Source organism: Sphingobacterium suaedae (assembly GCF_042684625.1).
Taxonomy (GTDB): domain Bacteria; phylum Bacteroidota; class Bacteroidia; order Sphingobacteriales; family Sphingobacteriaceae; genus Sphingobacterium; species Sphingobacterium suaedae.
Window position 1 is genome coordinate 279698 of the sequence record NZ_JBHULR010000021.1, and the last position, 22725, is coordinate 302422.

Annotated in this window: 17 protein-coding genes and 1 riboswitch; of the genes, 6 read left to right on the plus strand and 11 right to left on the minus strand. The window is 42.8% G+C overall.

The window, feature by feature from the left end:
- The first annotated feature begins 8 nt into the window (after window positions 1-8).
- Window positions 9-695: a response regulator transcription factor gene (locus ACFSR5_RS20495; RefSeq protein WP_380906444.1), complete on the plus strand. Its 687-nt coding sequence runs from the start codon at window positions 9-11 to the stop codon at window positions 693-695.
- Between the two features lie 74 nt (window positions 696-769).
- Here ACFSR5_RS20495 and ACFSR5_RS20500 read toward each other — a convergent pair whose 3' ends face one another.
- The 6 genes from ACFSR5_RS20500 to metE all read right to left on the minus strand — a co-directional run bounded on the left by ACFSR5_RS20500 (window position 770) and on the right by metE (window position 10332).
- A complete protein-coding gene (locus tag ACFSR5_RS20500; RefSeq protein WP_380906445.1) occupies window positions 770-5332 on the minus strand; it encodes an efflux RND transporter permease subunit in 4563 nt (1520 codons plus the stop codon).
- A gap of 3 nt (window positions 5333-5335) precedes the next feature.
- Window positions 5336-6472: an efflux RND transporter periplasmic adaptor subunit gene (locus ACFSR5_RS20505; protein ID WP_380906446.1), complete on the minus strand. Its 1137-nt coding sequence runs from the start codon at window positions 6470-6472 to the stop codon at window positions 5336-5338.
- A gap of 120 nt (window positions 6473-6592) precedes the next feature.
- A complete protein-coding gene (locus ACFSR5_RS20510; protein ID WP_380906447.1) occupies window positions 6593-6964 on the minus strand; it encodes a hypothetical protein in 372 nt (123 codons plus the stop codon).
- 119 nt (window positions 6965-7083) lie between these two features.
- Complete coding sequence (locus ACFSR5_RS20515) at window positions 7084-7608, minus strand: DUF4833 domain-containing protein (RefSeq protein ID WP_380906448.1); 525 nt, start codon at window positions 7606-7608, stop codon at window positions 7084-7086.
- 71 nt (window positions 7609-7679) lie between these two features.
- On the minus strand, window positions 7680-7856 hold the full coding sequence (locus ACFSR5_RS20520; protein ID WP_380906449.1) for a hypothetical protein: 177 nt from the start codon (window positions 7854-7856) through the stop codon (window positions 7680-7682).
- A gap of 163 nt (window positions 7857-8019) precedes the next feature.
- Window positions 8020-10332 carry a 5-methyltetrahydropteroyltriglutamate--homocysteine S-methyltransferase gene (gene metE, locus ACFSR5_RS20525; protein WP_380906450.1) on the minus strand — a complete coding sequence of 771 codons (2313 nt, stop codon included), beginning with the start codon at window positions 10330-10332 and terminating at the stop codon, window positions 8020-8022.
- Between the two features lie 70 nt (window positions 10333-10402).
- Window positions 10403-10512, minus strand: a riboswitch (SAM riboswitch).
- A gap of 128 nt (window positions 10513-10640) precedes the next feature.
- Between metE and ACFSR5_RS20530 the strand changes: the two genes are divergently transcribed.
- The 3 genes from ACFSR5_RS20530 (at window position 10641) to ACFSR5_RS20540 (ending at window position 14657) form a co-directional block, all read left to right on the plus strand.
- Window positions 10641-11813 (plus strand): alpha-hydroxy acid oxidase, encoded by a 1173-nt coding sequence (locus ACFSR5_RS20530; protein ID WP_380906451.1) that lies wholly within the window; start codon window positions 10641-10643, stop codon window positions 11811-11813.
- A gap of 77 nt (window positions 11814-11890) precedes the next feature.
- Window positions 11891-12313, plus strand: a complete 423-nt coding sequence (locus ACFSR5_RS20535) for a 6-pyruvoyl trahydropterin synthase family protein (protein WP_380906452.1) — start codon at window positions 11891-11893, stop codon at window positions 12311-12313.
- A gap of 193 nt (window positions 12314-12506) precedes the next feature.
- Window positions 12507-14657, plus strand: coding sequence for an ATP-binding response regulator (locus ACFSR5_RS20540; protein WP_380906453.1), 2151 nt, complete (start codon window positions 12507-12509; stop codon window positions 14655-14657).
- Between the two features lie 50 nt (window positions 14658-14707).
- On the opposite strand, the gene ACFSR5_RS20545 is transcribed toward ACFSR5_RS20540, so the two are convergent.
- From ACFSR5_RS20545 to ACFSR5_RS20565, 5 genes are all read right to left on the minus strand, one after another.
- Window positions 14708-15472, minus strand: coding sequence for an exodeoxyribonuclease III (locus ACFSR5_RS20545; RefSeq protein WP_380906454.1), 765 nt, complete (start codon window positions 15470-15472; stop codon window positions 14708-14710).
- Complete coding sequence (locus tag ACFSR5_RS20550) at window positions 15472-16236, minus strand: peptidylprolyl isomerase (protein ID WP_380906455.1); 765 nt, start codon at window positions 16234-16236, stop codon at window positions 15472-15474. Before ACFSR5_RS20550 ends, ACFSR5_RS20545 begins: the two co-directional genes overlap by 1 nt.
- Before the next feature lie 6 nt (window positions 16237-16242).
- Window positions 16243-16593, minus strand: a complete 351-nt coding sequence (locus ACFSR5_RS20555) for a hypothetical protein (RefSeq protein WP_380906456.1) — start codon at window positions 16591-16593, stop codon at window positions 16243-16245.
- A 16-nt stretch (window positions 16594-16609) separates the two neighbouring features.
- Window positions 16610-17050 (minus strand): low molecular weight protein-tyrosine-phosphatase, encoded by a 441-nt coding sequence (locus ACFSR5_RS20560; protein WP_380906457.1) that lies wholly within the window; start codon window positions 17048-17050, stop codon window positions 16610-16612.
- 153 nt (window positions 17051-17203) lie between these two features.
- Window positions 17204-18745, minus strand: coding sequence for a Do family serine endopeptidase (locus ACFSR5_RS20565; protein WP_380906458.1), 1542 nt, complete (start codon window positions 18743-18745; stop codon window positions 17204-17206).
- Window positions 18746-18959: 214 nt separating this feature from the next.
- Between ACFSR5_RS20565 and dapF the strand changes: the two genes are divergently transcribed.
- Both dapF and ACFSR5_RS20575 read left to right on the plus strand, forming a co-directional pair.
- Window positions 18960-19739, plus strand: coding sequence for a diaminopimelate epimerase (dapF, locus tag ACFSR5_RS20570; protein ID WP_380906459.1), 780 nt, complete (start codon window positions 18960-18962; stop codon window positions 19737-19739).
- A gap of 108 nt (window positions 19740-19847) precedes the next feature.
- The gene (locus ACFSR5_RS20575) at window positions 19848-22724 is read left to right on the plus strand and encodes a DEAD/DEAH box helicase (protein ID WP_380906460.1); all 2877 of its coding nucleotides are present in this window, start codon (window positions 19848-19850) and stop codon (window positions 22722-22724) included.
- Window position 22725: the final 1 nt, after the last annotated feature.

The following is a 22725-nucleotide window of genomic DNA, read 5'->3' on the forward strand; positions in this document are numbered from 1 at the left end:
TCATTCATATGCAAAAAATATTATTAGCAGAAGACGATCCCAATTTGGGCGAGCTTCTAAAGGATTACTTAGAACTAAAAGGAAAATTCGACGTCACACTTTGCCACGATGGCGATGAAGCGTTAACAGCTTTTCGCAAAGAAAAATACGACCTGTGCATTTTTGATGTCATGATGCCCAAAAAAGACGGTTTTTCTTTAGGGAAGGATATCCGTAAAATGGATAAAACGGTGCCTATTATCTATGCGACAGCAAAAGGAATGATGGAAGATAAAACGCAAGCCTTCGAATTGGGCGGAGATGATTATATTACGAAACCTTTTCGGGTGGAAGAACTCCTGTTGCGCATCAACGCTTTACTGAAACGTGCTTCCAAAGACAATGAAGAAGATATTGCGGACAAGTTTGAAATTGGTGATTACTTCTTCGATTATACAAGCCAGATCATCTCCTATAAAGGGCAACAACAGAAGTTGTCTACGAAAGAGGCAGAGCTGTTACGTTTGTTGTGTTTGAATAAAAATGATGTGTTAACCCGTGAGGAAGCGCTAGTTAAAATTTGGCACGACGACAATTACTTTACGGGACGTAGTATGGACGTTTTCCTAAGTAAACTCCGTAAGTACTTAAAAGAAGATCCAAATGTTGAAATCGTCAATGTACATGGGAAGGGATACAAACTATTAGTGAGCTAAATACAGCTCTTGTAATAAAAAATAAGGGAGACTGCTGAGTCTCCCTTATTCGTATATGCATGTTTCTGATGCTCCTATTCCCAGCCACCGCCCAATGCTTTATAGATAACAATCTCGTTTAGAAGCTCCTCTTTTTGGATTTCCACTTCGTCTATCTCGGCGGCTACAGCGTCCTTTTGGGCGGTAATGATATCCAGATAAGATACGCGTCCTGCAATAAATAATTCGTTTGCAGCTTCTACTGCGCCCTTTAGCGCCTGAACCTGCTCCAGAATATGAACCTCACGGTTTTGGATATGTTCCTGTGTTTTGACGGCATTAGATACTTCATTGTAAGCCGTCAACACGCGCTTTTCGTATTCCAAAAAATTTAGTCCATACGTCGCTTTGTACGTTTCATACTGGCTTTTTAATTGACGTTGATTGAAGAGCGGTGCCGTCAAACCACCTAAGAGCCCATAGGTTAACGACTTATCAAAGTCTACCAGTTTATTAAAACTGAATGTCTGTAGACCTATATATGGCGACAACACAACGGTTGGAAGGAAGGCCGCTTTAGAGGCTTTTACATCATGTATCGCGCTCGTCAACAGAAAAGAAGCTTCGCGAATATCGGGACGCTGTGCCAGCATCTGAAAAGGAGTCCCCACATCTAGCTTATCAAACAGTCGCTTTTGACCAAAGCTCTCCTCGGTTCGTTCTACTGGAACATGGAATCGGCCAACCAAGTAGTTGATATGGTGCTCCAATATAGTGATTTCCTGCTTTACCTTCTCGCGTTCTGCTTTCGAGTTTGCCAAAAAGGCGCGGAATTGTCTAACGCCGAGTTCTGAAGAACGGCCCGCTTCTTTTTGAAGCTCCGTAATCTCTAACGCTCGTTCATTCAGTCGTATATTGTTGTCGAACACTCGTATTTTTGCATCTAAACTTAATAATTCATAATAGGCTGACGCAATGTTTGTTACAATCTCTGTCTCCACCAGACGACGTGCTTCATTCTCTGCCAATAACGATTGAAAGGCTGCATTTTTCTGATTTTTGATCTTCCCCCACAGATCGAGTTCCCAAGAGGCTCTCACGCCGACAAAATAATCTGGAACAGCGGGCTCCGGTATCTTTTCGTCGTCCTTGAGGTTGTCCGAAAAATTGGAATCATAGTTCCCAATTCCGGATTCCGTATAAAAACCATATTTTCTCAAACCAGCTTCAGCAGCTGCGTCAAGACTAGGCAGTAATGCCGCCTTTCGCTGTTTAAAGCTTGCCTGCGCAATCTCTATTCGCTTTATAGCCTGCTGTAGATCGTAATTATATAGCAATGCGGAGTCAATCAGATTCGACAGATATGGATCGACAAACACATCTCTCCATGGCTGATTGGCAATCGATGCCGTATCATTCGCTACGATGGTATCTTTATGAAAGGTCTCCGGCAACGAGCGATGTGTCTGTTCCGACAGCTTTTTCGGTACGTTACAAGAAGTTATAAAGCCTACCAACACCAACGCGGTCACCATTTCGGCTATTCGTTTTTTTTGTTTTCTTTGCTTTTTGGAAAACAATATAAACAGCCCGGGGATAACAAGAACTCCAAGAATTGTACCGATAACCATCCCGCCAACGGAAGCCGTACCAATCGTTCTATTGCCAATAGCTCCAGCTCCTGTCGCCAACATCAGTGGAATCAAACCCGCTACGAAAGCAAAGGACGTCATGAGAATAGGCCGCAACCGTGCATAAGCACCTTCTATCGCTGCCTGAACAACCCCCATACCTTGCTTCTGCTTTAAAACGGCGTACTCCACGATTAGAATGGCATTCTTTCCTAACAAACCGATTAACATGACTAAAGCGACCTGTGCGTATATATTGTTTTCCAGACCAAAGATTTTAAGGAATAAAAAAGATCCAAATATACCTGCCGGCAAACATAAGATAACAGGCAACGGTAATAAAAAGCTTTCGTATTGAGCGGACAACAACAGATATACAAAAACCAAACACAGGGCAAAAATATACATAGCCTGATTTCCTGAAATGACCTGTTCACGTGTCATTCCAGACCACTCAATACTGTAACCTTTTGGCAGCTGTTCGGCGAGCTTCTGAACGGTCTCAATCGCCTGGCCAGTACTATAGCCTGGAGCCGGCTGCCCATTGATCATGGCCGATGTGAACATATTATAACGCGTAATCTGCTCTGGGCCGTAGATACGTTTCATAGAAATAAAAGATGAATACGGAATCATCTCACCGTTGTTGGTTTTTACGAACAAATTCAACACATCTTCGGGACGCTGCCGGTAATGCGGATCTGCCTGCACCATGACTTTATACATTTGTCCGAATCGTATAAAGTTCGTCGCATAAAAACTACCCATGAGTGTTTGCAACGTATTCATCGCATTTTCCACAGATACCCCTTTCTTTGCAGCCATATCATAATCTATTTCCAACATATATTGTGGAAAGCTCACATCAAAGCCCGAAGAAGCGCTTTCGATTGCTTCGGACGCCGTTAGATCCGCTAAAAACTTTTCCAGTACCTCCGCCGTCTTTCCTAGATCTTCATTTCCACTTCGATCCAGCAAACGCATTTCAAAACCAGCGGCATTACCAAAACCGGGAACCGTCGGTGGCGGAAAAAATTCGATTTCAGCATCGGCGATGTGTGCTGTTTTTTCACGTAGATTGTTGATGATATCATCTACCGTTTTCGATCGGTCAGTCCATGATTTTAAGTTAATCATACCCATACCGTACGATGCTCCAGAAACCTCCGTCAAAATACTATAACCAGCCAATGTAGAGACGGTCTCCACGGATTCCAAGCCACGCGCTATTTCGTCGACTTCATCCAGTGCCCTTTCTGTCCGATCGACGGTAGCACCTGGTGGCGTGGTGACACTTACGTAGATCATCCCTTGATCTTCCGTGGGTATAAAGCCTGATGGCAGGATCGTACTCGCACCCCATGTGCTGATAAAGAACACCGCTAGCAAACCGATTGTCACTAGGCGACGTCCAGCAATCTTTACTAATAAATTTCTGTATCGACCTGCTGTTTTATCGTATGCTGCATTGAACTTTTTAAAGAATTTGGCGAGCCAACTATTTGACTCTTTCTTATCGTGTGGCGACCGTAAGATCAGTGCGCATAACGCCGGTGTTAGTGTCAATGCATTTATACCGGAAATTACGATAGCCGATGCAAGGGTCAATGAGAACTGTCTATAAAATACGCCTACCGGTCCGGAAAGAAAAGCCACCGGTATAAAGACCGCTGACATCACCAATGTAATAGCGATAACCGCCGCTCCAACTTCTTTCATCGCCGCTAAAGTTGCTTCCATTGGCGGCAGATGTTCTTCCTCCATTTTCGCAAAAACAGCTTCGACAACGACAATACCATTATCCACCACAATACCGATAGCGAGTACCAACGCGAACAATGTCAACAGATTGATGGAAAAGCCTAGCATCTGCATAAAAAACAAAGCACCGACTAGGCAGACCGGTACAGCCAAGATGGGAATAATGGTGGCACGAAAATCTTGTAAAAAGATAAAAACAACCAAAAATACCAAAATAAAGGCCTCCAATAGGGTTTTTACGACACTAGATATGGACGCGTCCAAGAATCTTGATACATCGTATCCCATCGTATAGGTCATCCCCGGAGGAAAAGTAGCGCCTTTCAATTCTTCCATACGATCCTTCACCCGTTGGATTACATCCTGTGCATTTGAACCAGGCAACTGCTTCAACATGATAGAGGCTGACGGACGACCATCCGTTTTCGATACCATTTCGTAATCCAAGGATCCAAATTCCACGTCTGCAATATCGCGTATACGGATAATGGCACCATCGGCATTGGCACGGATAGGTACGTTTGCATACTCATCGGGTTCAGAAAATTTGCCGGGATAACGCAATACGTATTGTTGCATATTAACGGTTTTGTCTGAACTTATCCCTGTTTGTCCCGGTGCCGCTTCTATGTTTTGACGGCGAAGTGATTCAATGACTTCATCGGTCGATATATCATATGCAGCGAGACGATCGGGCTTTAACCACACACGCATGGCGTAATCTCTCATCCCCATAATTTGAGCGAAGCCCACGCCTTCAATACGTTTCAATTCTTTCAGGATATTGATGTCGGTGAAGTTGTAGATAAATCGTTCATCCGCCGTTTGGTCTGAGGTGTAAATATTAAGGTACATCAACATACTATTCACCTCTTTCTCTGTTGTTACGCCGGCACGGATGACTTCTTCTGGAAGTTCGTCCAACACCGTTGTTACCCTGTTCTGCACATTTACAGCGGCGATATCGGGGTCTACCCCCACCTTAAAGGCTACTTGGATAAGTGTTGTGCCATTGTTCGTAGTTACGGTATTCATAGACGTCATTCCCGCCACACCGTTTATTGCTTTTTCCAGAGGAATAGCAACAGCGTTTGTGCTCACTTCGGCATTTGCACCCGTGTAATTAGCTGTCACAACTACAGAGGGGGGAACGATATCTGGAAACTGCGTAATAGGCAACGTAAACAGTGCCAATACGCCCAATAATGTTATAAAAATGGATATTACCAACGATAATATCGGTCGTCGTATATAGGTTTCAAACATGGACTATTCGGCTAAAATTTCTTCCTTCTCAATCTTATTATCTTTCAAAATAGGCTGAATGGTCATACCGTCCCGCAGACCTTGCACGCCTTCAAAAACGATGCGCTGATCGTTTTCAAGACCCTCTTCAACGATATAATAGTGTCCGATACGCTGTCCGGATCGGAACGGCACCATCTTTACTGTTTTGTCGTCATTGACCACGTACACGTAGGTCTTATCCTGAATTTCGAGAACCGATTTTTGGTGTACGAATTTCGTGCTCCCCGTTGAGATGGGCACGCCGATCTTACCAGATGCCCCGTGCTTGAGAAGCCCATCCGTATTCGGAAACTTCGCGCGCAGGGATATCGATCCCGTATTGGGCTCAAATTCACTTTCCACGATTTGGGCTACTCCTGTGTGCGGATATTCTTGGCCATTTGCTAAGATCAGTTTCACCTGTCTTTTAAAACTGTTGCTTCTAAAGTTAGAGTCGCTCGCTAAGTTTAAATATTCCGATTCCGAAATGTCAAAATATACATTTAATGCGTTCAGGTCCGAAATAGTAGTAATCAAGGATCCTTCTTCCAATAAAGACCCCGCCTTCAGCTGGATCCGGTCAATACGCCCGTTAAACGGCGCCCGAATCAATGTTTGTGCTAACTTTGTCTGTGTCTGATTGACGACTGCTTTTGCCTCTTCTACTTTGGACAGCGCGGCCTTGTATTGCACCGCAATTAATTCCTGTTCTGTTTTAGAAACAATATTTTTTTCGACTAATTTTTTTGTCCTTTCTTTCTCCAACTCTACTTTTTTAGCTTCGGCTATGGCAATGTTCAACGCAGCTTGTGCCTTAGCAAAGTCCGCCTTATATTCTTCATCGTTCATTTTAAATAATACCTGCCCTGCGTTCACGATGGCACCCTCATCCACATAAATTTTTTCTAAGAATCCGCTCAGACGTGATCGAAGCTCTACATTTCTTGTCGCCTGAATATCGGCGATATACTCTTTGTAAATCGTGGTATCCATTACTGTAAGCCCCGCGACCGGAACCTGCCGCACAGGTTCGGATTTACTCTCTGTACTGTTGACGGTACAGCTGTTAATTGCTAACGCCAATCCCATCAAAGGGAATACCAATGAAACTGTTTTCATGCACTATACTATTTTAAATAAATGATTAAAGATGATATAACCATCCCAAGCAAACCTCTTGAATAAGAAGGTACACTTGCGAAGGTATCCTGAGAATTAGGAAACTATTGGGAACAAAGATTAAAAGGGTTTCAGTCGATAGAGAAACCGATAATATCCAGGTATTATTTGTCGCTTTTTACCGTCGTAAACAGGATGTTTTACCTTTTCATCGTACTTTTGAAACGTGAGAAAAGTTCCGAGAACAAGTACAAATAGGGGTAGTACAAAATATTGATAGGAAATGGAACGGTATTCGTCGTAGCGAATTTCCACATCTTTTGCATCTTCGTCGACGGGAAGGTCGAGCACATCGTCTAATACAAATTCTAATAATGATTCGCCATTTAGGAGAGAATCCTCCTGATGCACAACGGTGTTCCCACCACCTTCATAGGCGATGATATTTACGTAACAAAGGAGAACAAAGTAATGTACCAGTTTAAGTAGCATGCGCCACAAAACTACTAAGGTAAAGCTATGGAACCAATGCTCCTTTGTAAAAAAGGTGTTAGATAATCCGCTTTGCTGTCAAAAAGCTGTTACGCCGAGCCCGGTAAGCTGCTTGTTATCTAAGGGATCAACTTTTCAACCACATTTTCCCCCTGTATGTCCATTCCGTAAAATAAGATATAATCTAACTTCGTGCCTAAACCAGAGGTACCTTCTCGCTGCACGAGGAACAATCTTTTTACCTCCATGCGCTTCCGATGGATGTGGGTGTAAACGGCTCCATGTGTTGAATCTTTCATTTTTAATAAAAACTTCAATTTGGGATACGCCGCTATAGTGAATATATAATCACCCCCCCGTCCAGCATTTATTTTCACCCCGTACGCAAACCGCCGCTGTAAATCCGTCAACGGTTTTATTTCTCCTCCTTCGTCGAAAAGCTGTCGGGTTACTTTTATCGGAGCCTCCCGAATAACACGTCCGTCAGCATTCATATGAAGCTGGTATAGGAATGTATTGTGTCCCCTATTGTGTTGAATATAAAAAAGCAGATGTTTTACTTTTGGCATGGGGTAACCTTCCTGCGCATAGGCCAAACCGCAAGAAACAATCGTCAAAAGTAAGAGTATGAGCCGTCGACGCATGGTGTTCTTTTAATCTAAAATAGGTATTTCCCATTACCTTTGGCACACCTGCACGCGTATTTAATAGAATCTTAACGCTTTCCTCCACCAGCGACCTTTGCGATAATCCATATGATGAGTGCGATAACGAGAACAACGAGAATAACACCAGACCACACACCCGCTTTAAAAATACCTTCAATAACTTCGCAACTTGTCAATGTCATGGTTGCGAATACGATCAGTGCAATAAACGAGAACTTTTTCATAATTTTCCTTTTTTAGAGAACAATAGAAAATGAAAAATGTTGAAGAGGAGCAACAATTTTCTCCAACGCCCCCATTGCACGCTGTCTTTTGTTAAGTAAGAAAAAGAACAGCCTGACGAAAAGTCGGCCAGGCTGTCTCCTTATTTTATATTACTAAATGCTTCTACTCTGAACGTAAAATTTTAGCAGCTTCGACCATCGACTCTAGCGCGGCCTTCGTTTCTGGCCAAGCCCGTGTCTTCAAACCACAATCTGGGTTTACCCATAACTGCTCTGCAGGAACGACTGCTTTCGCTTTACGTAATAGATGCACCATCTCCTCGGTACTTGGGACGCGCGGAGAGTGGATGTCATAGACGCCTGGGCCAATATCATTCGGATATTTAAAATCGCCGGCAAATGCGTCAAGTAGCTCCATCTGCGAACGCGATGTTTCAATCGTTATAACATCCGCGTCCATAGCAGCGATATCCTGAATGATATCGTTAAACTCGGAGTAACACATATGTGTATGGATTTGTGTATCATCGTCGACGTTAGAAGAAGATACGCGGAAGGCACGAACGGCCCAATTTAGGTAATCTTGCTGATCAGATTTACGCAATGGAAGTCCTTCGCGAATAGCGGGCTCATCGATCTGGATAATCTTAATACCTGCTTTTTCCAATGCTTGTACTTCGTCCAAGATCGCTAAAGCTATTTGATATGTTGTAGTCGAACGGGGCTGATCATTACGAACGAACGACCATTGCAAGATGGTCACAGGCCCCGTAAGCATGCCCTTCACGGGACGGTTGGTCAAGGATTGTGCATAAGCCGACCAACGGACGGTCATATCTGCAGGACGATAGACGTCGCCATAAATCACAGGAGGTTTCACACATCGAGAACCGTAGGATTGAACCCATCCGTTTTTTGTAAAGGCATAACCTGCCAACTGCTCGCCGAAATACTCGACCATATCATTACGTTCGAATTCACCATGTACCAACACGTCAATATCCAGATCCTCCTGTAAACGGATGGTTCTCTCCGTTTCTTCAGCGATTTCTTTATCGTATTCATCTTGTGAGATCGCTCCTTTTTTCAAGTCTGCTCTCCACTTACGCACGTCTTTCGTTTGCGGGAAAGAACCGATTGTTGTTGTAGCGAACGCCGGCAAGTTGAATTTAGCTTGTTGTGCTGCTTTACGAGAGGCAAAAGGAGAAGTACGTTTCGCATCATCATCGGTGATGTTGTTTACACGTTCTTTTACTTCTGGTTTATGAATTAAAGGAGATGTCCGCCGACTTTCCGCAGCAGCTTTGTTTGCCTCAAACCGTTCCGCTGTGTTCGCATCAACATGACCATCCGCCAAGATGGCTAAGTCTTTGACTTCTGCCAATTTCTGCTTGGCAAAGGCTAACCAGTTTTTCACTTCTGCCGGCAACGACTCTTCGTTATCTTCATTATCCAGATCAAAAGGAACATGAAGTAAAGAAGACGATGGAGCGACCCATACGCGATCCGCACCCAAAACATCGACTGCTTGCTTAATTTTTGCTAATGATTTTTCATAATCATTTTTCCAAATATTTCGACCTTCTACCACACCCAAGGAAAGGGTAAGGGAAGTAGGAACTTTAGATAATATCGTATCCAGTTGATCTTCTCCACGCACGAGATCCAGGTGCAATGCATGAACCGGCAGTTTGAGCGCAATTTCCTCATTGTCGCGAAGCGCTTCGAAATAAGTAGCAACGATCAGTTTGACACTTGGAGCTGCCGCAGCTAACTTTTCGAAAACGCTTCCGTATAAAGCGCGTGTTGCATCGTCGATATCCAATGCTAAGTAAGGCTCATCAATCTGCACATATTGTGCTCCTGCTGCCGCCAACTTAGTCAAAATTTCTTCATAAACCGGTAGCAAGTTGTCGATTAAATCGATACGGCTAAAACCAGCTTCTTTTTCTTTTCCTAGTAATAAATAGGTAATCGGGCCAATTAAAACAGGTTTTGTTTCGATGCCTAACGATTTTGCTTCGTTGTATTCGTTTAAGAATTTTTCCGAAGTCAACTTAAATGTTTGATCTTTCGTAAATTCAGGAACGATGTAGTGATAATTGGTATCAAACCATTTTGTCATTTCCATAGCCGTAACGTCTACGCCTTCTTCTTGGAAACCACGTGCCATCGCGTAATACAAATCGAGATTATACTGACGATCAATTTTATTCAATAGTGAATGGTAGCGCTCAGGAATAGCACCTACCGTCAACGACAAGTCCAAAACCTGATCATAAAATGAAAAGTCGTTGGAAGGGATTAGGTCAATACCTGCATCCTTTTGAGTTTTCCAGTTGCCCTCCCGGATTTTAAGTCCAGCTTGCAATAATTCGTCCGCGCTGATTTTCTTAGCCCAATATGCTTCATTGGCTTTTTTCAATTCGCGGAACGCTCCCACACGTGGGTAACCTAAATTGTTTGTTAATAACATAAATGTTTACTTGTTAAATATTCTTTCCTTATTGCTGCTTGGAGAGAAGGACACTAGGATTAGTGATCTCAGCTTATCTTTCTCCATTTCATTACGTTTGGAGTAGAATGTAGCACCTTGTCCAGTGACAGGTTGCTAAGGCTTCAGCGGGTCTATTCCCTCGGCCTTTCTCTATAAGCGGGACTAAGATAAGGATAACTATCGGATTTCCCAAAAATATTTTTAGCAGTTGGCGTACCTACCTGTACAGGATGGTATTTTCATGAATAGTATGTATCTTCGGCACCTGTATTTAAACACTGATTTACATGAGTAAGAAAATCTTGTATCGATATAATCCAAAATACCCCTCTGTGGCTGATTTGAAGACGAAGGCCAAATCCCGAATTCCCAAATTTGCATTCGATTACTTGGAAGGCGGAGCAAATGAAGAGTTTAACCTTGCAAAAAACGAGAGTGATTTCGACGATATTTTTTTAAAACCTCAATATCTTCACGTTGCGGGCGACATTGACATGTCTGTCGAATTATTCGGTCGTCGATATAGCGCGCCATTTGGTATTTCACCTATCGGTTTGCAGGGTCTAATGTGGCCCAATGCACCCGAAATTTTGGCAAAGGCTGCTGCGAAGCACGATATTCCTTATACACTAAGCACTGTTTCCACAAGCAGCATCGAACGCATAGCCAAGGTGTCTGACGGAAAAGCTTGGTTTCAACTCTACCATCCCACGGAAGATCGTTTACGCGATGATATCTTACGCCGACTAAAAGATGTAGAATGTCCTGTATTAGTTGTTCTTGTAGATGTCCCTTCGTTTGGACTTCGTTATCGAGAAATAAAAAGCGGCTTGTCTATGCCGCCCAAGATGAATATCTCGAATATCATACAAGCCATGATACGGCCAACTTGGGGAATAAAAACCTTACAGCACGGAATCCCTTCGTTTGCGACACTGAAACCTTACATGGAAAAAGGTTTAGATCTTTCTCAGTTGGGCCAATTTATGAATCGGACGTTCACTGGCAAAGTCAATGTAGAAAAAGTCAAAGCCATACGCGATATTTGGAATGGTCCTCTTGTATTAAAAGGTATTACCACAGATGAAGACATGCAAGCAGCGATCGGAATCGGCGTAGATGGCGTCATTGTTTCGAACCATGGTGGCCGACAAATTGATGCGGGGGAATCTTCCATCAATTCACTCATCCATTTGGCCAGCAATCCGGTGTATAAGGAAAAAGTTAAGATTATGCTTGATGGCGGCATCCGATCAGGGGTAGATTTAGCAAGAGCACATGCGGTTGGATCCGATTTCAACTTCATGGGTAGACCGTTTATGTATGGCGTAGGCGCATTAGGCGACGATGGGGGTGACCACACGATCAGCATGTTCAAAGCACAACTCTATCAGGTGATGCAACAACTGACATTGGAAAACGTCGGTCAGTTTCCGGGTCGTCTCCTTCAACGATCGTAGATACCTCCAAAAAAGCATGTTAAAACGAACATGCTTTTTTGGATTATACAATCAAAATCTATTTTTATCTTTGCCTTATGATTGTTGTTGAGCGTTATCACGATATTTCCTGCGGTCATCGTGTCGTGGGTCATGAAGGCAAATGCCGTTTTCTACATGGCCACAATTATCGTATACATTTTACCGTTGTGGCAGATCGGTTGGATTCAATTGGCAGGGTAGTAGATTTTTCTGTCATCAAATCCACGTTATGTCAATGGCTCGAAGATCATTTCGATCACAAATTTCTAATTTGGGAAAAAGATGAACTTTTACCTCAGCTGAACGAAATCGCAGGAAACAGCCTAGTTATCGTCCCCTTTAATCCAACAGCAGAACATATTGCCCGATATCTTGTCGAAGATATTGGTCCCGCAGCGCTCGAAGGACACCCCGTTAAACTCGTAGCATGCCGGGTCGAGGAAACAGCCAAGTGTTCTGCAACATATACACTGGAGTAAGGAAAATATTTTCTATTTCTTTTTTTGAAATTCACGCTTTCACGGTTACCGCTGTAGAAATTCTACATATTGTGACAAAAAAAACGCTAACCTATTGATCAGCAAATCCATTCTATATAGCATTCCTATAAAATTGCAAATGATCGAGATATAAACAATTATAATACGTAACTTTATCTCAAAATTGTTAACCGTGTTAAAAAATAATAAGAAAACATTTTTACTGAGAAAGGTGTTAATCGGAGCGCTTGTCGTGTTGTTTGCCTACTTGAGTACGGTGTTTATTTATCAATACCTCACCTACCAAAAAGTGAAGGAACAATTGAACGCGGCGTATGCTTCAGCTCATAGCCAATCCTCAGCTTTGTACAGATTATTCTCGACCTTTGGAGAAGCAGATAATCTATTTCGTTTATATACCATTGACTTTAGTAAACCTGCGTATAGCGATTACAAAACAAAATTAGATACGATTAAATATTATGTAGACTCGCTTTCGTCGTTGCCCATCGAAAATAATCCGCTCCATCAAAGCACGGCTGCGATAGATGAAAAAGATAACATCGCTAGCGAATTCGCATCGTTAAAGAAAACCGTAGATGATTTGGTGTTTTTAGCACAAGATTCTTTGCCTGTTTTAACGACCTCTCAGCGTCCGCCAACAGTACATCCTCAGTACCTTGGCGCAGATTCCGTCCTTAATAAAATCCTGAGCGACACATTATTGAATCAGGTCGCATTAGACACTGTAGTCCGTAAAAAGCAGAGTTTATTCAAGCGGATTTTTAATGCAAAGAATGACACCGTCGTGGCTAACTCAACTACCCAGCAGCTCAATGTCAACCAGATTGACGTCGTCCACCGGAATATCGAACAAATTATAATCCACAACGAACGTATCTTCCATACGAATCTACGGAATCTGCAGCGTAAATTCACCACATTAAGGCAGAAGGAGCGGGAGCTTATCCAAGCAAACTATAGGTTACTCAACAATCTAAAAACAGGTATCGACAAACTCAAAGAACGGGAGCAGGCTGCTATTCAGAGAGCCGAAGAAAGAGACCTTGCTCTTTATAAAGAAAATGCCCGACAATTTGGAGACCAATTAATTGCAGCATTAGCAATTATGTTCCTCATGATACTTTTCATCCTTTTTTATCAAGCCAACGCGGCCACTTACGAACGAAAACTTCAAGAAGAAAAAGAATACGCAGCTAAGGTCGCCGAGGAGAAGACAAGTGTCTTGGCAAACATCAGCCATGAAGTTCGAGCTCCTATTAATTCATTAATGGGCATTATCGATATCCTAAAAAAGAACGATGATACGGGACTTATTAACACGGAATATCTAGATTCTGTGGCTCATGAGATATCTGTTATAAACAGCTCGGTAACCGACATTCTAAATCTGAGCAAATTAGAAGTTGGCGCATTGACCGTCAAATATGAATATTTTTCGCCAAAACATGTGTTGGAGGATATCATTGGATTACATACCTATCATGCGCAAAAAAAGGGCATCCTTCTTCAACAACACATCCAAATTGATCCAAAAACGGAAGTATTTAGCAGCGCATTCCGTATCAAGCAAATTGTATCTAACCTGATTAGTAACGCGATTAAATATACACCAAAAGGCTCGGTCAATTTAACAGCATCGATCAAAAATATACAAGGGCAACAACACCTACAAATCGAAGTCAGCGACACGGGTTTAGGTATAGCGCCCGAACATCAAAAGCATATTTTTCGTCAGTATTATATGACCGACAACACGTCAAAAGCGGGTGGGTTTGGACTTGGACTATACATTTCTAAATTGCTCACAGAGCAACTGGAAGGCGAAATTTCGTTGACAAGCACCCTAGGAAAGGGATCTACTTTCACCCTCTCCATTCCAATTCGGAAGCAACGCGATGAAAAACAAGAACCTAAAAGATATGCACTTACCGATCTACCGAACAGCCTACGCTTAGTACTTATTGACGATAATAGAATTAATATTCTCTATTTAAAACATTATTTTAAAGATTTCCCAAACGTGTATGCCTTTGAAGACGGACTACATGCGTTGGAATTCATTCGATCCAACGACGTGGATGTTGTCATTACCGACCTGCTAATGCCCGATATCAGTGGGTGGGACATGCTACAGGCTATCCGTAGCGACTCAAGATTGCGTGCGATTCCTGTATTTGTGATTACAGCGGATGATATGCAGCTGGAGACGAATCAGTTGGGAGAAAATAACATGCAGTTTGACGCCATCCTTGCAAAGCCACTGAATGAACAAGAATTCGTCTCCAACATATTACACCATACGAAAGAACAGCGGTTTTAACCTGCCTGATTTCTTTTGCGTGACTTTCTGACATATTTTTATAATGCACATTATTTAAGCTCTAGCAGGACTGGGCAATGATCCGAATGAACGGCCGTTGATAATATCTCTGTCCGGATTAATTTTTCTCGTAATGGTTCTGAAATCATTTGATAGTCAATTCGCCAACCCAAGTTTCTTGCTCTAGCACCTGCGCGATACGTCCACCACGTATAATGATGGGGTTCGGGATGCAGATGTCGGAACGAATCTATGTAGCCCGAATGGATAAAATTTTCCATCCACTCCCGTTCCGCAGGCAAAAAGCCCGAGCTATTCGCGTTCGATTTAGGATTGTGAATATCTATCGCTCGATGACAAATATTGAAATCGCCGCAAATAACCAAGTTTGGTTTTTCCAACAATAACTTATCACTATACATCTGAAAATCGTCTAAAAACCGATATTTAAACGTCTGTCGTATCTCCCCTGTCGTTCCAGATGGAAAATAAACGCTCATCACCGACAAACCGTTAAAATCAGCTCGAATGACGCGGCCTTCGAAATCGTAATCTTCATGCCCACAGCCGTAGGCCACGTGACTGGGTGTCACTTTTGTAAAGATTGCCGTTCCGCTATATCCTTTTTTTTGGGCGGGATACCAATAATGTTCATACCCCATTTTCTCTAAAAAGAGTATTTCCGGAATCTGTTCTTGTGTCGCTTTAATTTCTTGCAGACAAATTACATCCGGATTTACCGTTCCTAGCCAACCGATCCAGTCTTTTTTTAACGCCGCCCGTAATCCATTCACATTATATGTTACAATCTTCATTAATAGTATCTAGACGAAAATAGGTCGAAAAACTTCGTTAAAAACCCGGTTTTTGGCTTTAAACCTGCGGCTACGCGTTCTAAATTTAACGCCTCACGTTTTGTTAATACATCCATTGACATGCGCACGTCCGTCAAGGGACGATCACGCTCATCCGTCTTCACGATTGCGATGTTATCAATTGTCTCTATACCGCTTAGCAGCTCGCCAAAAACGGTATAGTTACCATCCAAGTGGGGAGTTCCTCCTACGGTGCTGTAAGCCTCCCGTTGTGCAGCAGTCAACTTTTTGCCTTGAAGCCGGAACTGTTCAAGGGAGTCCAATGCCGCCGGAGAAAACACACGACCCTGTACTAAATAAAATTGAGACGCGGATGACTGTTTCGCCGGGTTATTATCGCGTGCGGCACCGATAGTACCTTTTTTATGGATCAACGTCTCTTGGATTTCGGCGGGGATTTTATAATCTGGACCTCCATTGCCCAACGCCTGCTTTTCTGCCGCATGGCGAGAATCCGGATCGCCCCCTTGCACCATAAAGTTCTGGATCACCCGATGAAACATTAAGCCATCATAGTAACCTTCCTTGACCAGCTTCACAAAATTGTCCCGATGTTTCGGTGTCTCATTATACAACTTCAACAGGCATTCTCCTTTATCGGTTTTAATTAATACATAGTGATACACGGGCTTCTTCGCCCAGACACATACTGATATGCATAAACAAACAATCAGTATACTCCCTTTTTTTATAAGATCTTTCATACGCTGCTACGACAAGGTATATGTACCTTCAAAATAATCGACGATTAGTGATTTTAGGATCAATTCCTGCTCTAATAAGGTGTAATTAGGAATGGGCTTAATCAGTTCCCAATGAGGCCATCCCTCTTCGTCTAAACCGCGTAGTTCGTAAAATCCCATAGCGCTGAATAGCCGGCATGTGGCGATGTGCATAAGCTCTTCTTTCTGTCGTTTTGAAAACTCTTGTGGACCTTTTCCAAGCTCTTGTACGCCAATTAGAAAAAGCAGCACCTTAATATCGGGTAGTTCCATTTCAAATTCATGCGCAATGATTCCTTGCAACTCGGACCATTTCTTATTTACTTCTGATGCCTTCATACGGATGTAAAATTAGTTATTTTTTAACCAGATCACGAATAAGCTCCTGACAACGGGCTTCAATCATTTGATAAACTGGCTCAAACTGATTTTCGTCGAAATAAGGATCCGGTACAATTCCATCAGCCAGGAACATCTGCACCTTTTTTCTATCTTTTTCAGTCCGAGCCTGGGCAAGGACATCTCGATAGTTATTTTCATCCATGACCAAAATATGGTCGTAACGATCAAAGAACTCCGGAATAAAAAACTGCGCGCGCTGCTGTGATATATCCACTCCATATTTGTTCGCAACAGCGACTGACCGTCTGTCGGGGCCTTGACCCACGTGCCAATCTCCTGTGCCGGCGGAATCGATTTCCCAATGTAATCCTTGTTTCTCCGCTAGGTGTGCAAGCACACCATGTGCTAATGGGGATCTACAGATATTTCCCAAACAAACCATTAAAATCTTCATGCCCCTAAAGTAGTGTTATTAAACGATAATTGAATCATGTTTGTATTTACAACATATCATTTACAAACAGATGTCTGTTTGCCTATTAGATCCGGATAAAAAGGAAAAAGGTGGACCCGAAGACCCACCCTTTCTAATCAACCATATATTCAATTAATATTCAATTGGGAAATTGAATTCAACTGTTCCACTTTCCGATACACCTGTTACACGCACGATATTTCGTTTTGTATTAGCCAAAGCCGACTCCACATCGTCGACGTTGTTTACAGGCTTCCCATTTACATGTGTTACTACTAGCCCTTTCTCGACGCCAAAATATTCAAACATGCCGCCACGATGCACTTGGGTAATTACAACTCCAGACGAAACACCAAATTTCTTCTTGGTCGCATCAGACGCGGGTGTAAAGCTAGCTCCTAGTTTATTAAATATCTCGGTCGCACTCTTGCTGCTTCCGTCTTCTGCACTGGCTTTTTTCGTATCTTGTGCCTTTAAAGTAACCGTGACATCTTTTTCTTTACCATCACGCTTATACGTCAGCTTGATCTTGTCCCCAGGACTAAGTCGAGCAACACGCTCTTGCAAATCCGACGACGAATAGATGGTGCTCCCTTCCACTTTCGTAATAATATCACCTTTTTTGATACCTGCACTCGCTGCAGCTCCATCTTTCACGACATCCGCTACATAAAGACCAGTCAGGTCGTCAATATTAAACTCTTTTCTGACGGCTTCACTCATTTCCAAGAAGTTCACCCCTACGTAGCCACGTTGCACCGTCCCGAATTCTTTGAAATCATTAACGATCTTTTTGACAAGATTCACTGGAATGGCGAATCCATATCCCGCATATACGCCCGTTGGTGAAGCGATCGCGGCGTTAATACCAATTAACTCTCCTTGCGCATTGACCAATGCTCCACCACTATTACCTTTATTAATTACTGCATCCGTTTGAATAAACGATTCTACTGCTGTGCGGACAATAGGTTCACTGGGCTGCCCATATCCATATGGAGACTCCTGTCCTTGATCGCCCAAGATCCCAATTTGGCGCCCCTTTGCGCTAACAATGCCGGCCGTTACAGTCGATTGTAAACTGAGCGGGTACCCCACCGCCAAGACCCACTCGCCGATTTGTACATTATCCGAATTGCCAAATTTTACGAACGGAAGATTAGATGCATTCACTTTGATGAGAGCCAAGTCGAAATCTGGATCGCGCCCAATAACCTTCGCTTCAAAGGTTCGTTGATTCGTTAACTGAACTTCAATCTTATCTGCATCTTCTACAACATGGTTATTTGTAACGATATAACCATCTGGAGAGATCAATACGCCTGATCCGGAAGCCATTGCTTGTCGAGGTTGTGCACGACGCTGCTGCGGCATGCCGAAAAATTCCTCAAACATATCAAATGGCGAAGCCCCTCCCCCACGTTGCGAATTTCTCGCTGTCATAGTCACTTTAATATGAACTACGCCCGGTGAAACCGCCGCTGCAGCTTGAGTAAAGTCTGGATTTCCCGTAGAAGCTAAAACTTCGCCTCCTGGATTTTTGGCGAAATATACTTTTTGCTGCTCTTCGAAGGTCATTTTCTCCTGTTGTTTATTTTCGAAGACTTTGTAACCTCCGATAGCTACCGCACCTCCTACGACAGCTGTTAATAAACTCACTCCTATCTTCTTCATATTCTTAATTGCTGTAATTATCTACTATCTTTAAAAACTATTTTTGTATTGTTTTAAGGCTTATTCAAATGTAATACCATTAGGAATGGCTTGTCAACTTTTGGCAGTTAAAAAATGTTAACTAAGAGGCGGTCACCCCGTATTTTAACATGTTTTAACAAATGGAACAAAAATTGTAACAAGAATATTAAATTCGCGGCAAATTTTCAAGAAAATGAAAAGAAAAATCAATTTTTCAAAATACCAAGGAGCAGGCAATGATTTTATCTTAATCGACAATAGGGAGGGTTTTTTTGACCGGACAGACACGGCGCTTGTAAAAAGCTTATGTGATCGACGATTCGGAATCGGCGCGGACGGTCTTATGCTTCTTCAAGATACGAAAAGTTTTGATTTCGAAATGGTATACTATAATGCCGACGGGAATGAAGGTACGATGTGCGGAAACGGTGGACGGTGTATTGTCGCTTTTGCCCACGACTTACAGATTATACGTGACAAAACTGCCTTTTTGGCAGTAGATGGCGCGCATGACGCGACTATCACCGACGAACGAGTTGATTTAGGAATGATTGATGTGTCGGCAGTAACGCGAGACAATACAGCCTATGTCTTAAATACGGGCTCTCCCCACTACGTGGCGTTTGTAGAAGGGTTAGCAAATATGGACGTGTATGGAACTGGTTATGCGATCCGAAACAATGAAACGTACAAGCAAGCAGGAATTAACGTTAATTTTATAGAAAAGGAAGGACCAGGATATTTTGTCCGCACCTTCGAACGCGGTGTAGAAGACGAAACATTCGCGTGCGGCACGGGAGCGACCGCGGCAGCCATGGCAGCAGCAGTCCAGGAAAACTTAAATGGCGATCTTGAAATTCCAATCCGCGTCCTTGGCGGACAACTTTACGTCGCTTTTCACAAAGAGGGGTTACGTTTTACCAGGGTTCGGTTAAAAGGACCGGCCAAATTTGTGTTTCAGGGTGAATTTTAACTCGCCCTACCGAACGCTCTTGAAAGATCTTCTTTTCTGTTAAGATCACACTATTCTATCTTCTTTTGTGTATATTAGAGCCTTTTTTCACGCGCCCTGATATTTTCGATGCAACAAGTTGATAGCAAATTACCATTTAAACTCGTTTATGCTTTAGGGGAACACCCCTATCTAGGTTTTCTCATCGAACCCCATATCGTACAGCTAAATCCAAACGGCTCGTATTCCTTAAGTTACAAACGCATTTTTACAAATACAATTGGCGATTTCGCTCCTGCTTTAGATGAGACAGATTACGCATTGATAAAACAGCTGGATGAAATCGAACAGACCAGTATCATCAAACGTTACAATAAAAAGGCCATGCGGCCGATTGATTTTTTTGGTAAGATATTCGATCAAAAAATTTACGACTACATTCGGCCAAAGATTGAGCAACGAATATTAGCCGTGCTGTCACACATTGTCGGCAAGCCTCTGTTTTTGATGAGTAAGGATGGTTATCCGGCGGATCAGGAGTTACACATCGCTACCGAGCCTACGTCGATTCTTTTCCATTTTCGAAGAAATGAAAATGAGACCCGATATTTTCCGACCCTTAAGTATAAAGGTCACCGACTTGACTTTATGTATAAAGGGGCGCAAGTGGTTGTTAACCAACAGGCCTGGCTCCTACTGGAAAACACCTTATACCATTTTGATCAGGATATCGATGGAAAAAAACTTAGTCCATTTTTGCAGAAACGTTATATCGCCGTCCCGCGGGCGACAGAACGGAAATATTTCGAAACGTTTGTTAGCGGTTTAATTGAACGTTATCATGTGTACGCCGAGGGCTTCGATATAAAAACCTATAAAGAAGAAGCGACGCCTCTACTCAAATTGTTTTACGTCCCTTCCGGCGGATCTTTCATACAACTATCCTTTGCATACGGAACCTACGAGTTCTCTGCTGGTACAGATCATCCCATTACGGTACGATTAGACTATAACGAGGGGATAGACCACTATACCTTCCATCGAATCAAACGGGCATTGCATTGGGAACAACAAAAAGCGTCTTTTTTGGAAACACTTGGCCTTCGGAAAAAAGATGCGCTTTTCGGCAGCTATGTTTTAGATGCCGATAGAGCATCCATCGTTGATTGGCTAAACATGCATCAGGAAAGACTGTTAGATCAGGGCTTCTTGATCACGCAGGCAAAAGGAGAAAAGCGGATTCTAATTGGCAAAACATCTTTAGACATTACTTTTGAAGAAGGAAATGACTGGTTCGACATCCAAGCCGTAGCGAATTTTGGACCCTATGCTATCCCTTTTGTGGACTTGCGGGAACACATCCTGAATAGAAACCGAGAGTTTATGCTCCCAAATGGAGAGATAGCTATAATCCCTGAGGAATGGTTCGCACAATATGAACATCTCTTCCAATTTGCTACAAAAAAAGATGGCTTAAAACTCAGCAAAACACATATCGGTCTGCTATACGAAATTTCGGAACACTCAGCCGTTTCCTTCCACCGTAAACTGGAACAGCTGCTAAACTTCGAACATATTGGCGACGCACCGTTACCGAACGCTTTCCGCGGGCAGCTTCGTCCCTATCAACAAGCGGGCTACAACTGGTTTCACTTCTTACAAACCTATAAATTTGGCGGCTGTTTGGCCGACGACATGGGCCTTGGAAAGACCGTGCAGACGCTTGCCCTTTTGCAACAACAGAAGGAAGCACTAAAAGATAGTGAGTTGGCAAAAACTTCTTTACTCATCTTACCGACCTCCTTAATCTACAACTGGCAGCGAGAAGCCGAGCGATTTGCTCCACAGCTACGTATCTTGGTTCATACCGGAAACAACAGACTAAAAGATGCTTTCGGTTTTTCACATTTTGATTTGGTCATTACTACGTATGGAATTGTACGCAGTGACGATAATTTGTTGGCTTCTTTCTTTTTTAATTATATTATTTTGGATGAGAGTCAACATATCAAAAACCCGAGCTCCAAGTCGTTTAAAGCTATTAAAACGCTAAAAAGCAAGCATAAATTAGCCCTCAGCGGAACGCCCGTCGAGAATTCCGTGGCAGACATTTGGTCACAAATGCATTTTGCCAACCCCGGATTACTTGGATCATATTCCTATTTTCAAAAAGAATTTGTAACGCCCATTGAGAAAAAGAAAGATGAAATAAAAGCAAATCGCTTGCAAGCAATTATCAAGCCTTTCATACTCCGCCGCACGAAAGACCAAGTAGCGAAAGAACTACCTCCCAAAACCGAGCAAACTATTTACTGTGAAATGCCGGAAGAGCAACTCGAGCTTTACGAAAGTGTTAAATCCGAATACAGAAACGCGCTCCTAGATCATGCCCTTCAATCGAATGGGAAAGGCAATCAAATCTTGCTTTTACAAGGATTAACGAAACTTCGACAGATTGCTAATCATCCACGAATGATCGATCCGACGGAAGACATGTCATCCGGAAAATTTGATACGATAATCGGCATGCTTGAATCCATATCGTCCGAAGGACATAAGGTGCTCATCTTTTCGCAATTTGTGAAACATCTACAACTATTTAAGGAATATTTTGAGAGCCAGCACATAGCGTATTCGTATTTGGATGGCAGCACCAGAGATCGTGTAGAGGCCGTCAATAAGTTTAAGGAGAGCACAGATACACAAATATTTTTAATATCTATTAAAGCGGGTGGTGTCGGCCTAAACTTGACGGAAGCAGATTATGTGTTTATTTTGGATCCTTGGTGGAATCCTGCTGTTGAACAGCAGGCTATTGACCGGTCACACCGCATCGGACAAACCAAGAATGTGTTTATTTATAAATTCATTAGCAAGGACACCGTCGAAGAAAAGATCTTAGCACTACAACAACGGAAGAAGGAGCTTTCTACAGCATTAATACGAACAGAAGAGAGCTTTATCAAGTCGCTGTCCTCGGAAGATATACAAGAACTGCTCCGATAAT

Coding starts and splice junctions, on each gene's coding strand:
- ACFSR5_RS20495 (WP_380906444.1), top strand. CDS start 9: ATGCAAAAAATATTATTAGCAGAAGACGATCCCAATTTGGGCGAGCTT.
- ACFSR5_RS20500 (WP_380906445.1), bottom strand. CDS start 5,332: ATGTTTGAAACCTATATACGACGACCGATATTATCGTTGGTAATATCC.
- ACFSR5_RS20505 (WP_380906446.1), bottom strand. CDS start 6,472: ATGAAAACAGTTTCATTGGTATTCCCTTTGATGGGATTGGCGTTAGCA.
- ACFSR5_RS20510 (WP_380906447.1), bottom strand. CDS start 6,964: ATGCTACTTAAACTGGTACATTACTTTGTTCTCCTTTGTTACGTAAAT.
- ACFSR5_RS20515 (WP_380906448.1), bottom strand. CDS start 7,608: ATGCGTCGACGGCTCATACTCTTACTTTTGACGATTGTTTCTTGCGGT.
- ACFSR5_RS20520 (WP_380906449.1), bottom strand. CDS start 7,856: ATGAAAAAGTTCTCGTTTATTGCACTGATCGTATTCGCAACCATGACA.
- metE (WP_380906450.1), bottom strand. CDS start 10,332: ATGTTATTAACAAACAATTTAGGTTACCCACGTGTGGGAGCGTTCCGC.
- ACFSR5_RS20530 (WP_380906451.1), top strand. CDS start 10,641: ATGAGTAAGAAAATCTTGTATCGATATAATCCAAAATACCCCTCTGTG.
- ACFSR5_RS20535 (WP_380906452.1), top strand. CDS start 11,891: ATGATTGTTGTTGAGCGTTATCACGATATTTCCTGCGGTCATCGTGTC.
- ACFSR5_RS20545 (WP_380906454.1), bottom strand. CDS start 15,472: ATGAAGATTGTAACATATAATGTGAATGGATTACGGGCGGCGTTAAAA.
- ACFSR5_RS20550 (WP_380906455.1), bottom strand. CDS start 16,236: ATGAAAGATCTTATAAAAAAAGGGAGTATACTGATTGTTTGTTTATGC.
- ACFSR5_RS20555 (WP_380906456.1), bottom strand. CDS start 16,593: ATGAAGGCATCAGAAGTAAATAAGAAATGGTCCGAGTTGCAAGGAATC.
- ACFSR5_RS20560 (WP_380906457.1), bottom strand. CDS start 17,050: ATGAAGATTTTAATGGTTTGTTTGGGAAATATCTGTAGATCCCCATTA.
- ACFSR5_RS20565 (WP_380906458.1), bottom strand. CDS start 18,745: ATGAAGAAGATAGGAGTGAGTTTATTAACAGCTGTCGTAGGAGGTGCG.
- dapF (WP_380906459.1), top strand. CDS start 18,960: ATGAAAAGAAAAATCAATTTTTCAAAATACCAAGGAGCAGGCAATGAT.
- ACFSR5_RS20575 (WP_380906460.1), top strand. CDS start 19,848: ATGCAACAAGTTGATAGCAAATTACCATTTAAACTCGTTTATGCTTTA.